This is a genomic window from Glutamicibacter arilaitensis, assembly GCF_044793945.1.
Taxonomy (GTDB): Bacteria; Actinomycetota; Actinomycetes; order Actinomycetales; family Micrococcaceae; genus Glutamicibacter; species Glutamicibacter arilaitensis_B.
Map to the genome: position 1 here is coordinate 2,380,551 of NZ_CP084994.1, position 12,706 is coordinate 2,393,256.

The 12,706-nt window shown below is 57.7% G+C and carries 10 protein-coding genes; all 10 read right to left on the reverse strand.

Annotated elements, in window-relative coordinates; all coding sequences use genetic code 11:
* Position 1: 1 nt before the first annotated feature.
* The 10 genes from murG to mraZ all read right to left on the reverse strand — a co-directional run bounded on the left by murG (position 2) and on the right by mraZ (position 12,417).
* A complete protein-coding gene (gene murG, locus LG294_RS11215; RefSeq protein WP_404285720.1) occupies positions 2 to 1,126 on the reverse strand; it encodes an undecaprenyldiphospho-muramoylpentapeptide beta-N-acetylglucosaminyltransferase in 1,125 nt (374 codons plus the stop codon).
* Between the two features lie 56 nt (positions 1,127 to 1,182).
* Positions 1,183 to 2,424: an FtsW/RodA/SpoVE family cell cycle protein gene (locus LG294_RS11220; RefSeq protein WP_404285722.1), complete on the reverse strand. Its 1,242-nt coding sequence runs from the start codon at positions 2,422 to 2,424 to the stop codon at positions 1,183 to 1,185.
* Positions 2,425 to 2,450: 26 nt separating this feature from the next.
* Positions 2,451 to 3,986: a UDP-N-acetylmuramoyl-L-alanine--D-glutamate ligase gene (murD, locus tag LG294_RS11225; RefSeq protein ID WP_404285724.1), complete on the reverse strand. Its 1,536-nt coding sequence runs from the start codon at positions 3,984 to 3,986 to the stop codon at positions 2,451 to 2,453.
* Positions 3,968 to 5,071, reverse strand: a complete 1,104-nt coding sequence (mraY, locus tag LG294_RS11230; RefSeq protein WP_404285726.1) for a phospho-N-acetylmuramoyl-pentapeptide-transferase — start codon at positions 5,069 to 5,071, stop codon at positions 3,968 to 3,970. Before mraY ends, murD begins: the two co-directional genes overlap by 19 nt.
* Positions 5,068 to 6,525, reverse strand: a complete 1,458-nt coding sequence (gene murF, locus LG294_RS11235; protein WP_404285728.1) for a UDP-N-acetylmuramoyl-tripeptide--D-alanyl-D-alanine ligase — start codon at positions 6,523 to 6,525, stop codon at positions 5,068 to 5,070. Before murF ends, mraY begins: the two co-directional genes overlap by 4 nt.
* A gap of 50 nt (positions 6,526 to 6,575) precedes the next feature.
* Complete coding sequence (locus LG294_RS11240) at positions 6,576 to 8,168, reverse strand: UDP-N-acetylmuramoyl-L-alanyl-D-glutamate--2,6-diaminopimelate ligase (RefSeq protein ID WP_404285730.1); 1,593 nt, start codon at positions 8,166 to 8,168, stop codon at positions 6,576 to 6,578.
* Positions 8,162 to 9,976 (reverse strand): peptidoglycan D,D-transpeptidase FtsI family protein, encoded by a 1,815-nt coding sequence (locus tag LG294_RS11245; RefSeq protein ID WP_404285732.1) that lies wholly within the window; start codon positions 9,974 to 9,976, stop codon positions 8,162 to 8,164. The genes LG294_RS11240 and LG294_RS11245 overlap by 7 nt, the downstream gene beginning before the upstream one ends.
* 76 nt (positions 9,977 to 10,052) lie before the next feature.
* Complete coding sequence (locus LG294_RS11250) at positions 10,053 to 10,829, reverse strand: hypothetical protein (RefSeq protein WP_404285734.1); 777 nt, start codon at positions 10,827 to 10,829, stop codon at positions 10,053 to 10,055.
* A 2-nt stretch (positions 10,830 to 10,831) separates the two neighbouring features.
* Positions 10,832 to 11,824: a 16S rRNA (cytosine(1402)-N(4))-methyltransferase RsmH gene (rsmH, locus tag LG294_RS11255; protein WP_404285736.1), complete on the reverse strand. Its 993-nt coding sequence runs from the start codon at positions 11,822 to 11,824 to the stop codon at positions 10,832 to 10,834.
* A gap of 179 nt (positions 11,825 to 12,003) precedes the next feature.
* Positions 12,004 to 12,417: a division/cell wall cluster transcriptional repressor MraZ gene (mraZ, locus tag LG294_RS11260; RefSeq protein ID WP_404285738.1), complete on the reverse strand. Its 414-nt coding sequence runs from the start codon at positions 12,415 to 12,417 to the stop codon at positions 12,004 to 12,006.
* Between the last annotated feature and the right edge of the window lie 289 nt (positions 12,418 to 12,706).

Sequence of the window (12,706 nt, forward strand, 5' to 3'; positions counted from 1 at the left end):
TTTAGCCTTTCTGACCCGACGTTAAACGGCGGGATGAAACTTCATCGATAATCAGGGCCGCCATCTGCTCGGCGGCGTCTCGCTGACCTTGGGAGGAGGCAGCCTGCGACATCTGTTCAAGTTTATGCGGATCGGTGACCAACTTCAGGACTGTGTCGGTGACGAAGCCGGTGGTGAATTCATCGTCGGTCACCAGCACTGCTCCCCCGGCCGCGACGAGTTCACGCGCGTTGAGCCGCTGCTCTCCGTTGCCGATAGGCAATGGCACCAACACCGAAGGGGTACCTGCCACGGCCAGTTCACAGACGGTCCCGGCACCAGAACGGCAGATCATCAAGTCGGCGGCCGCATAGGCGTAGTCCATGCGCTCCACATATTCACGCTGGGTATATCCCGCACGCACCAACAGATTTCCCTGCTCATCAGTGGCCTGCTTACCGCGGCCGGTAATATGCACCACGTGAATTCCGGCGGCTGCCAGCTTATCCAGCGCAGCGACGATCGTGGTGTTGATGCTTTGTGCCCCGGAGGACCCGCCGGTGACCAAAAGAACTGGAGATTGATCGGTGAGGCCGAAATGCGCGCGGGCTTCCTCGCGCAACGCGTTGCGATCCATCATCGCAATATTCGAACGCATCGGCATGCCGACCTTGCGTTCCTTAGGTAAGCCCGTATTCGCGAAGGTCGTTCCTACGGCTACCGCGTTTTTGGCTCCCAATTTATTCGCCATGCCGGCTACCGAGTTCGCCTCATGGACAAAGGTCGGCACACCGAGCTTCTTGGCTGCCAAATATGCTGGGGTGCATACATAGCCGCCAACGCCGAGCAGCGCTTCGGCACCGGATTCGCGCAAGGTTTTCTTCGCCTGGCTTAGCGCTTTCAGGAAACGAAATGGAAACTTGACCAAATCCAGCGAAATGCTGCGAGGCATCGGGGCCTTGGGGATGAGCTCGAGGCGATATCCAGCTTCCGGAACCAGCTTCGTTTCGAGCCCACCCGGGGATCCCAACGCGACGATTTCTGCTTGCGGGTGCACTTTGCGGACCGCATCAGCGATGGCCAGCATCGGCGAAATATGGCCGGCGGTTCCGCCCCCGGCAACAACCAGACGGATCGGATCACTCATGGCTTTTCTACTCCTTGGGTCCAGGACCGGCTGTTAGTCAATAACGTAAGCGAATACTACTTTTTAGGCTTCTTGGCACCCTCGACAAGGGTAGCCAATGCGGCGACCTTTTGCGCGCGAGCCGAGCAGAGGACGAACCCCATGGCAAGCATGACCGCAAGCATGGCCGAACCACCTGAGGAAATGAAAGGCAAGGGCACACCGATGACCGGCAATACTCCACTGACGGTGCCGAGGTTGATGAAAGTCTGGCCAATAATCCACGAAGAAATGCAACCCATGAGGACCTTGGTGTACAGATCGTTTGCACGCATTGAAATGCGGTACATGGCCAGGGCCAAGAGCGCGAACATGCACAGCACGAAGAGCACTCCAACGAAACCGAATTCTTCACCGAGAATGGAGAAGATAAAGTCGTTTTGAGCTTCCGGGACATAGGACCATTTCAGCCGTGATTGCCCAGCACCGACGCCGAACCAGCCACCGGACGCGAAGGCGTGCAGGCCCATGCTCGACTGGTAGCAGATCCTGTCATCCGGACCGCAGTCGATGTTCAGCCAGGCGAGCACACGTGCACGGCGGTTACTAGAAGCTAGGACCAAAACTGAGAGCACGATAAAACCCGCGGCACTTGTCAGGGCCAGCCACTTGATTTTGAGCCCGCCGAGGAACAGCGCGGTGGCGATGATCAGGATCAGGACCAGCGCGGTACCCACATCCTTGCCCCATAGCACCAGCAACAGGATCGCGCCGCCTACCGGGGCGACGATTGGAATGAACAGGTGCTTGTAGTCATGAAGCATGCCCTGTTTCTTTTCCAGCATGAATGCGGCAAAAACCGCCAATGCCAGCTTGGCAAATTCACTGGGCTGCAGACCCACTGTGCTGGTGATGCGAATCCAGTTTCGGTTGCCCAAAACCTCATGGCCCAGTGGGGTGAAGGCAACCAGAAAGAGCAGCACGAACGCGATGATTGCCGCTGGCCAGGCGAGCCTCTTCAAGGACTCGGGTTTGAAAAACTGCATAACGATCATGCAGGCGATCCCCAATACAGCAAACATTGCCTGGGATATCGCTACCGTAAAGCCGTCGTTTCCGCGCGCGATCGCCTCGACCGATGCAGAGGATTGCACCATCAGCACACCGAAAACGGCTAAAGCGATGGAGGTAACGAATACCAGCATGTAGTCAATGGACGCAGTGCGCGCACTGCCGGATTCGATATTGCCGATGAGCCGAGAAAGCGGGGAGATTTTAGGCTTTCCGTTCTTGGCTTTTTTGCCACGCGTTGACGCCATATCTGCCTCCCGTCCCGTCCGATTGCTTACTTGGTTCCTTCGGTTCCCTCATCCATCAGATCACTGACCGCACTGATAAATGCGTTGCCACGCTGGGCGTAGGAACTGAATTGATCCATCGAGGCCGCAGCCGGAGCCATCAGCACCGTGTCACCGGCTTGAGCTAGATCTGTTGCTTTGCGCACGGCCTGTGTCATCACCTGAGTTCCGGAAGGAGCGACGCCGTCCGATGCTAGCCCCTGAGCGGTAATGTCGATCAGTTCAACCTCAGGCGCTTGTTCGGCCAGCGCCGACCGTAGCGAATCGTTATCCGTCCCGATCAGCAGCACGGCCCTGAGCCTTTGGGCATGTTCCTTGATCAAATCCGTATAGTCCACGCCCTTGGACAAACCGCCAGCGATCCATACCACCGAACTAAAGGCTGCGAGGGAAGCGTTCGCCGCGTGCGGGTTGGTTGCCTTTGAATCGTTGATCCACAAGATCTCATCGCGGCGCGCTACCGCTTGAATCCGGTGCGCTCCGGAATCGAACCCGCTGAGCCCCTTGGCGATCGCTTCGGCGTCTACTCCGTAGGCGCGGGCCAGCGTGGCCGCGGCCGCAGCGTTGGCCGCGGTATGCCGCGGAACGATTTCGCCGATATCCTTCAGCGCCACCAGTTCAAGTGCGTTGGTTTGGCGATCTTCGATGAATGCGCGGTCCACCAGCAATCCTTCAACGATGCCTACGGTTGAAATCGCTGGGCTGTCGGTGGAGAAGCCGATAGCCCTGCAGCCTTCGATAACATCCGCGTTCTCGACCATTGCCAGGGTCTGCGCATCTGCAGTATTGAAGATCGCGGCGACTTCGGTGCGTTCGTAGATCTTGGCTTTGTCAGCTTTGTAGCCTTCGAACCCTCCGTGCCAATCGACATGGTCTTCGGCAATATTCAGCACCACCGAGGCAAGCGGAGAAATGCTGTGGGTGTAGTGCAGCTGGAAGCTGGAGAGCTCAACGACGAACACCTGGTACTCGACAGGTTCGCGGACCGCGTCGAGGATCGGTGTGCCGACGTTGCCCACTGCGATCGCCCGCAGGCCGGCGGCCTGCAGAATCGCCTCGGTCATTCCCACCGTGGTGGTCTTGCCATTGGTGCCGGTCACTGCCAGCCACTTCGGCGCGGTTCGCCCGGCGCGGTTCTGCACCCGCCAAGCGAGTTCGACGTCGCCCCAAATTTCGATGCCGGCATCCGTAGCCTGGACCAATACCGGGTGCCGCGGATTCCACCCTGGCGAGACGACCACCAGATCCGGTGCGGCGCCATCGACCTGTGGCAGCGCGGCGACGTGCTGCTCGCCGAGCAGCACCTCGTGGGCGCCGACGAGCTTCAATGTTTCGGCGCGCTGGGCGTTGATTTTATCGTCGCGGCCGTCAATGACGCTGACGATCGCACCGAGCTCAATCAGGGTATCTGCGGCGGAGAAACCGGAAAGTCCTAGACCTGCAACGAGCACGCGCAGGCCCTTCCAATTTGCATCCCAGCTGGTCAGATCGGCCAGTTTTTCACTCACAGTGCGACAACCCATTCGGAGTAGAACAGACCCAGACCGGCTGCTACGAACAGGCCAGCAAGAATCCAGAAACGAATAACAACATTTTCTTCGGACCATCCGGAGAGCTCAAAGTGGTGCTGCAGCGGGGCCATTTTGAACACGCGCTTACCGCCGGAGAGCTTGAAGTAACCCACCTGGATGATCACCGACAAAGCGATGATCACGAAGAGGCCGGCAATAACTACCAGGAGCAGCTGCGTGCGCGAGAGAATGGCCATGGCTGCCACGGCGCCGCCGATGGCCAGCGAACCGGTATCGCCCATGAAGATCTTTGCAGGCTTTGCGTTCCACCAGAGGAATGCGATCAGTGCACCGGAGATGGTCGCGCCCAGCAACGCCAGGTCCTGCGGATCACGCACGGTGTAGCAGACTTCCAAAGCGTTGGCATTGCCACAGGCCTGGTTCTGCTGCCAGATCCCGATCAACGTGTAAGCGCCGAACACCATGATCGAGGCACCGGTCGCCAAACCGTCCAGGCCGTCTGTGAGGTTCACGCCATTGGTGGTGCCGGTGACGATGAAGTTTGCCCAGAGCACGAACAGGATCAAGCCGAGCATTGGTCCGGCAAATGCCAGGTCGATGTTCGAGTCGCGCAAGAACGAGATAGCAGTAGACGCCGGGGTCAGTCCCTGGCTGTTGGGGAACTGCAATGCGAGAATGCCGAAGCTGACGCCCACGATCGCCTGAAGGACGATCTTCTGGTAGGCGCGTAACCCCAGGGAACGCTTTTTGGCGATCTTGATGAAGTCATCGAGGAAGCCGACAAGACCCATACCGCCGAAGAGCAGCAGCACCAGCAAACCGCTGGCGGTGATTCCCGAAGAGGTGCGGCCCATTAGACCGAGGATCAGGTGCGTGGCGAAGTACGCGACGAATACCGCAAGCACGAATACCACCCCGCCCATGGTGGGGGTGCCGGACTTCACCGCATGCGAATTCGGGCCATCGTCGCGCACGACTTGTCCGTACTGCTTTTTGGTGAGCAACCGAATGTACAACGGAAGGGCCACCATGGTCAGCACCAGGGCAATACCTGCGCCTAAAATCAATGCGATCACGCGTCTTCGCCTTCTTTCACAAGTGCTGCGATGTCGTCGCCCAGGTGCCGCAGTCCGGCCCCATTCGAGGATTTAAACAGGACAATATCTCCGGGTAATAGCTGCTCACGAAGCAGGGTACGTGCTTCGTCTAGATTTTCCACAAAATAAGCTTCGTCTCCCCAGCTGCCTTCAAGCACCGCTGAGTTATAGGCAAGTTTCGCGCCCCATCCGATGACCAGCAATTTCTTGATGTTCATGCGAACCGCGATCCGGCCCAGCACGTCATGCTCATGCCGGGAGTCCTCACCGAGTTCAAGCATTTCGCCCAGCACCGCCCAGGTGCGCCGGGCACTGCCCTGCTCATCGGGCAGACCGAGCTCGGCCAAGGTGCGTAAAGCGGCACGCATGGATTCCGGGTTGGCGTTGTAGGCGTCGTTGATGATGGTGACGCCGTCGGCTCGTTCTATGCGCTCCATCCGCCAGCGGCTTCCGGCGGTCAATCCGTCGAGGGTTTCGGCGATCAGCGAGGCCGCGATGCCAAGCTCAAAGGCCGCGCTCGCGGCTGCAAGAAGGTTGCTCACGTGGTGACGGCCCAGCAGACCGGAAGTGATCCGCCGGCTGAAACCGTCAGCGAATTCGAGGGTGAGCTCGGGCTGGCCTTGCCCGTTGACCACAACATCGCTGGCCCACACGCTGGCGTTCTGCGGCTTGCCCTGGATGCTGCCGAAGTACCGGACCGCTCCCCCGGAGCGTTCGGACATCCGCGCTACCCTGGGATCTTCGAAGTTCAGCAAGGCGGTACCGGAGGCATCCAAGGCCTCGACGAGTTCGCCCTTGGCTTTTTCAATGTTTTCCACTCCGCCGAATTCACCGGCATGAGCGGTCCCGACACAGAGCACTACGCCAATCTTCGGGCGGACCATGTCGGTCAGGTAGGTCAGGTGCCCCACGCCGGTAGCGCCCATCTCGATCACCAGATATTTGGTTTCCTCGGTGGCGGTGAACACAGTCAGCGGAACGCCGACTTCACCGTTATAGGAACCAATCGGGGAAACGGTCGGTGCGACCTTGGCCAGAATCGCTGCCAGCAGGTCTTTAGTGGTGGTCTTGCCTGCAGAACCGGTAATGCCAATCACGACGGCATCGTTCTTGGTCTTCAGGTATTCGACGATGTGCCCTGCAATCTGGCCCATGGCCTCGACCGCGTCTTCCACGATGATTGCCGGGTGCTCGACCCGCCGTTCATCTAGGGTGATGCGTTCGGCCAAGGCGAGCACGGCGCCGCCGGCAAGAGCCTTATCGATAAAGGCGTGCCCGTCGGAGAACTCACCGGGCTTGGCGACGAAGAGGGCTCCGGGAAGCACGTCACGCGAATCGGTGGTGACCGATGAGATGACGGTGGATGGGTCGACAGAAGCTGTCGCGCGACCCCCGGTGATCGCGAGCAGGTCGGAGAAGGACAAATCAATCATGGCAATTAGGACTTTACACTTGAGCGGCCGTGGTCGAGGACTTCTGTGAGCTAGTAAATGGTCACAAATCCATGAAGTTTTAGGGCATTGGCCAATTCGACGCGATCATCTAGCGCGAGGTCAATTCCCGCTACGTCTTGGCTGACTTCGTGTCCGCGACCGGCAACGAGGATCGCATCTTGGGCCCCAGCCAAACTCACAGCGAACTCTACGGCTTTAGCGCGTGGCGCGATGTTGTAGAGCTGCACCTGGCCGCGCTCTGCCTCGATAACCGCGCGCGCTCCGGCGGCGACTTGATCGCGAATCGGGGCGGGGTCTTCTCCGTGCGGGTCATCGTCGGTGACGATGACGATGTCGGCGTGGCGTGCGGCTACCGCACCCATATCCGGTCGCTTGGTCTTATCGCGTTCGCCGGTGGCGCCAAAGACGATGATTCGTCTTCCCTGCTCTCCGGTGCGTACCGATTCAAGGGCCTTGGCCAGGGCATCGGAATTGTGCGCGAAGTCCACAACTGCAACCGGGGATTCGCTGATGACCTGCATGCGGCCCGGGACCGATACGGACAGCGGCTCGTACTCCTCCAGCACCTGTTGCAGCGCATCGAAGTCGACTCCGCTGGAAAGCACCATGAGCGTAGCCAATGCAGCATTGGCGACGTTGAACAGTCCCGGTAGCCCAGTACGAGCACGCAGAGTTCGTCCGTCACGGTGCACTATGGCGAATTTATGCCCAAGCGCGCTTTGCTCCAAGTCGCAGACTCTCCAGTCAGCGGTTTCGTTGGAAGCGTCCAAGCTCAGCGATTCGGTGGGGATCAAGGCCTGCTCGGCCAAGCGCTGGCCGTACTGGTCGTCAACCATCACCACCGCGCGTTCGCTACGCTGCGCGTCGAACAGCTCGGCCTTGGTCTGGAAGTAATCTTCCATGGAACCGTGCAGGTCTAGGTGGTCTTGGGTGAGGTTGGTATATCCGGAGACAGCAAAACGAAGCCCGTCGACACGGCCATAGCTCAATGAATGGCTGGACACTTCCATGGCCACCGTGGAAACTTCTTGTTCCTGCATCCGAGCCAAGACACCGTGTAGTTGCGTCGCCTCCGGAGTGGTCAGCACGCTTGGGATGATCTGGCCGCGAGCAGACATTTCGATGGTGCCCACGAGACCCGAATGCTTCCCCAAGGCCTCGGTAATCGCGCGAATCATGAAGGTAGTCGTGGTTTTCCCATTGGTACCGGTCACTGCCAGCAACTGCGGGCAACGCATATCTGTGCCGTATACGCTGCTAGCGGCTCGGGCCGCGATCTGACGTACGCTCTTCACTACTGCTACGGGGATGCTCAAGCGCGCTGGCAAGAAGCCCAGTCCTGCTTGATCTGTAATCAGGGCCACTGCCCCATGTTCGAGTGCTGCCGCGAGGAACTCTGCCCCGTGCCGCTTGGCGCCCGAAATCGCTAGGAACACATCACCTGGCTGGACGATCTGAGGGTTCAGGCTCACCCCGGTAACGTGTGGGTTGAGCTCGGCACCGTCGGGTTGCGCAGTAGCGTCAACCGTCACGCACAGGCGGTCAAAGCTAATTCCTTTGACCGTTTGGGGCCGCAAATATCGTTCCAGCTCGCGTGGCGTGCCTGATTCCTGAACTACCAAGGTTTCTTTTGTTCCTTACCAACGAAGACGTCGTACGACTCAGATTTAGTGGAGCTTGGTGCCACGTTGTAGGTGTTGAGCACGTGGCTCATCACCTCGGTGAACGTGTCGGCGACCGAAAAGTTCTTCCAGCTACCTTGTGGGCGGTACATGGTTGCCACCACAACGTACTGCGGGTCATCCAATGGCGCTACGCCGGCAAACGAATAGCTGTACCCGTCGTAGCCTTTGTCGCTTGCGGCCTGGCCGGTACCGGTCTTTCCGCCTACACGGTAGCCCGGTATCTTCATTTTAGTACCGGTCCCAGATTCCACGACACCTTCCATGAGTTTGAGCATCTCTGCAGATGTCGCCTTTTTCACAACTCGTGTCGTTTTGGGGGTTTCAGGTTTGGTGATACTACCGTCTTCGTTCTTGTACCCCTCGATGAGGCTCGGAGCAATTAGCTCGCCGCCGTTCGCCAAGGCTTGGAAAATCGATGCAGTATGCAACACCGTCTGGGAATAACCCTGGCCGAACATCGTGGTGTACTGCTGACGTCGATCCCAGGTTTCAGGTTTTGCCAGCTGACCGGCGCTAGCGCCATTTAGACCAAGGTAGATCGGGCTTCCCAACCCGAATTTACGCATGTAGTCATAGCGTTCCTTGTTGGTCAGCTTGTTGCCCACCATCACCGTGCCGGTGTTGTACGATCTGGCGAAGATGCCGGCTACCGTCATGTCGTAGGTTGCGTGCGGCAAGGAGTCGTGGATTGTCTCCTTAGTGACCGTATATTTATTCGGCACTCGCATTTCGGTCTCGGCAGTTACTGCGCCTTTGTCAATCGCTGCGGCGAAGATAGCAGCCTTGCCGGTGGAGCCTGGTTCAAAGGCTCGTGTGATGGCCACCGAACGCCGGAATTCTGGATCTGTGGCGCCTGGGTCATTCGGATCCAGCTGCGCCGAGTCGCCGATAGCAAGAATCTTGCCGGTCTTCACCTCTTGGACGACTACCGAGACCCATTCGGCGTTGAATTCTTTCTGCTTCTTTTCTGCTTCTCGCTGAGCAACATAGTTCACGTCGGAATCGATGGTGAGCATCACGTCCTGGCCATTGACGGCAGGGGTTTCTTCAACTTCGGTGACCGGGATACGCACTCCGTCGGCGCTCACCTCGATCTTACGGCTGCCGTTGGTTCCCTTGAGATGCTCTTCCTGGCTCAGTTCAAGCCCTTCGGCACCGACCACAGAGGTCTGGTCCTCGGAATTGCGAACGAAGCCAAGTAATGGTCCGGCAATTACGCCTTGTGGATATTGCCGTTCGCTGCGCAGCAATGGCGACAGGCGAGGGATCCCAACTTCCATGACTTCGTTTTTGACTTCTGGGGTGACCCCTTTCGCAAGAACCACGTACCCCTTGGGTTTGGCGTCATTCTGCGGCTGAACCGACTTGGCAAGATCCTCGGGGTTCTGCTCAAGAATTTCTGCAAGTTCCTTGATCGCTTGATCCCAATCGATAAACTCGCTGCCGTTGGTTCCATCGCGCTTAGCGCGCCGGATTTGATCTCGTTGATCGCGCTGATCGATCACCAGATCGTAGCGATCCACGCTAACTGATAATAGGGTTCCGTTGCGATCAACAATTGAACCGCGAGTCGGAGCGATGACTTCTTCGCGTTGACGGTCGGCTTGGGCGGCGTCGGCTACGGTGGATGCGTTTATGCCTTGCACCCAGAAGAGTCGACCAGCAATCGCTAAGAGCGCTGCCAAAGATAGGATCAGCAAAAAGCGCATACGCTTTTTTGCGGTTTCCAGTACGGTCGAGTTCACGGTGATACTCAGTCCCCTCAACGTGGTTTCTTGACAGCGAGAATTACCGCCGCATTCCTAGCTTAGAAAGCGAAAGCTAGTTCGTCGGGGATTTGATCATTGGTGCCGGGATCGTGCCGCCATTGAGCTCGCTGTCATTGAATACGGGACGTCCGTCTTCAGCAACCTTGCGAGATGCCTTTTCGTCCTTCACTTCGGTCTTCGTGGAGTTATTAGAATCCGAGGCTTCGTCAGAAGTCTTGGATTCGTCCTTGGAGTTTTTCCCCACAGTAGGCTCAGGTGCCTTCGACTCGACCTTTTTGGCTTCAGCCTTCTCGCGGATATTCTGGCCTGGCAACGGGAGTGTCGCATAGTTTGCGGCATTTCCCTCTGCCTTGACTGCCTTATCCGCTGACTTCGTGATGCTGTTGTCCGTCAGGTCAACAAGGCCTGGAGCTCCCGGAGCCACTAGACCTATCTCCTTGGCCTTCTTTGCGAGCGCCTGTGGCGCAGAAAGGGACTGCGCCTCTTTCAGCAACGCCTGGTTCTCCTGAGAGAGTGCGCGTTCCTGATTTCGCAAAGAGACGATGTCGTACTGGCGCTGTGCGACCGAGGTGTTCATGAGGACGAGCGTGACCATAACGGAGAAGGCCACAAGAACTAGGGCGATCACCATGACGAGCATAGAGCGCTTGTTAGTCTCGTTCATTCGCGGAACGAGCGAGAGCGTGACTCGCTGCCGAGGATCGTTCCCCGCCAGTTCGCTTGCTGCCACTGGCTCCGGGCGAACATCGCGAGCAGCACTACCTTCTACAACCGGCTGGGCGGTCATAGCGACAGACTTCTGTACTCGACGTTGGGCTCGTTGGCTCATGGCTAGCTCCTTTTCAGAACTCTTTCGACCGCCCGTAGGCGGGCCGATGCAGCGCGTGGGTTTTCTGCAATTTCAGCTTCGTTCGGCTTCTCGGTGCCCTTAGTCAGAACCTTGAATTCAGCTTTGTGCTCATCTAGCTCGACCGGGAAGCCCGGAGGTGCGGAGGAAGTTGAGCCCTTCACGAAGTGGCGTTTGGTGATCTTGTCTTCAAGAGAGTGATAGCTCATGACGACCACTCGGCCCCCAACATTCAACGAGGACATAGAAGCAGGAATAGCCCGCTCCAAAACATCGAGCTCTTCATTGACCGCAATACGCAACGCTTGGAAGGTCCGCTTGGCAGGGTGTCCCGAGGTACGAGCGGCAGCAGCTGGAACGACCGTCCGGATCACTTCCACCAGTTGAGCGGTTGTGGTGATTCGTGCTTTATCCCTAGCTTCGACGATTGCGGTGGAAATTCGTCCCGCGAACTTCTCTTCGCCCCACTGTCTGATAATGCGCAGTAGCTTTTCGCGATCCAAGTCGTTGACTAGATCTTCGGCAGTTGGTCCTACCGAAGTGTCCATGCGCATATCCAACGGTGCGTCGTAGGAGTAGGCGAATCCGCGTTCTCGCTCATCGAGTTGGAGCGAAGACACGCCGAGATCAAAGAGAACACCGTCGATTCCCGGGAATCCCAGGTCTTCGACAACATCCGAGATTTCGTCGTACACCGCATGAACCAAGTCAATGCGAGAAGCAAAGGGCTTCAGCCGCGCACCTGCAAGCTCATGGGCCTGCTCATCACGGTCGAGACCGATTAAGTGGAGGTTGTCGAAACGCTGGAGAATGGCTTCGGAGTGCCCGCCCATCCCCAAGGTGCAGTCCACGACTATTGCTTTGCGTCCAGCGGCGTTCGCGCGCTCGATGCCCGGTGCCAAGAGATTGACGCATCGATCCAGTAATACCGGAACGTGTCGTTCCGATGCGGGTCGTTGAGAATCTTGATTCGGCACTGCGCCCCCTTTCGCTTTCGTCGTGTTCGCTGCATTCAGATCCCCCTCCAACCTTGCAGCGGCGAGCGTCGATCTGGCTCCGGGGAAGTGGAGCCAGAGCAAGTCCCCCTGAAGGTGGCTGGAGATCTCAACCCAGCGCTGTTACTTGTTGTGGATGTCAACCGGATCCTGATGGATCTTTAATCTTCATCCGTTTCGGAAAATACGTCTTCCTGTTCCTGCAAGTACTGCTGCCATGCGGTGGTGTCCCAGATTTCAATGCGGTTGCCCGCACCGATGACCGTCACTTCGCGGTCAAGGCCACCATAGTTTCGCAATACTTGAGGAATCGTGACTCGTCCTTGCTTATCTGGCAATTCGTCTGAAGCTCCAGATAGGAAGACACGTGCATAATCACGAGCCTTACGCGAGGTAAGCGATGCCTGAGCTAATTGCTCATGCTGTTTCTCGAACTCCCGCTGACTGAAAACATAGATGCAGCGCTCCTGCCCTCGAGTCAGCACGAGTCCAAAAGACAGGTCGTCACGATATTTAGCAGGGAGAATCAGCCGACCCTTTTCATCGAGACGAGGCGTGTAAGTTCCAAGGAACATACACACCGCCTTTCCCGCGAAGTGGTCGGAAACTATAATTCCCTCTACTGCACTCCACTTTACTCCACAACCCTCCACTGTCAACGCAAACTAACCGTTTTCGCGAGGAGTTGGATATAAAAAATGGCGTGTTTTGGCGGGTTTTTCCCAGCTTGTGTTGTGGAGGGATCGATGAGCGCGACTAAGCTCAGGTCGGAAATTGAACGCGAATATACCGAGATACCGCTATTTTCTGGGCTTTTGAGCGAGCAGGGAAGGCAGTGGAGGGAGATGGGGAGGAAAGTGGGGT

Excerpts from the sequence above, each read along its gene's own strand:
- murG (WP_404285720.1), bottom strand. The coding sequence starts at position 1,126 with ATGAGTGATCCGATCCGTCTGGTTGTTGCCGGGGGCGGAACCGCCGGC.
- LG294_RS11220 (WP_404285722.1), bottom strand. The coding sequence starts at position 2,424 with ATGGCGTCAACGCGTGGCAAAAAAGCCAAGAACGGAAAGCCTAAAATC.
- murD (WP_404285724.1), bottom strand. The coding sequence starts at position 3,986 with ATGGGTTGTCGCACTGTGAGTGAAAAACTGGCCGATCTGACCAGCTGG.
- murF (WP_404285728.1), bottom strand. The coding sequence starts at position 6,525 with ATGATTGATTTGTCCTTCTCCGACCTGCTCGCGATCACCGGGGGTCGC.
- LG294_RS11250 (WP_404285734.1), bottom strand. The coding sequence starts at position 10,829 with ATGAGCCAACGAGCCCAACGTCGAGTACAGAAGTCTGTCGCTATGACC.
- mraZ (WP_404285738.1), bottom strand. The coding sequence starts at position 12,417 with ATGTTCCTTGGAACTTACACGCCTCGTCTCGATGAAAAGGGTCGGCTG.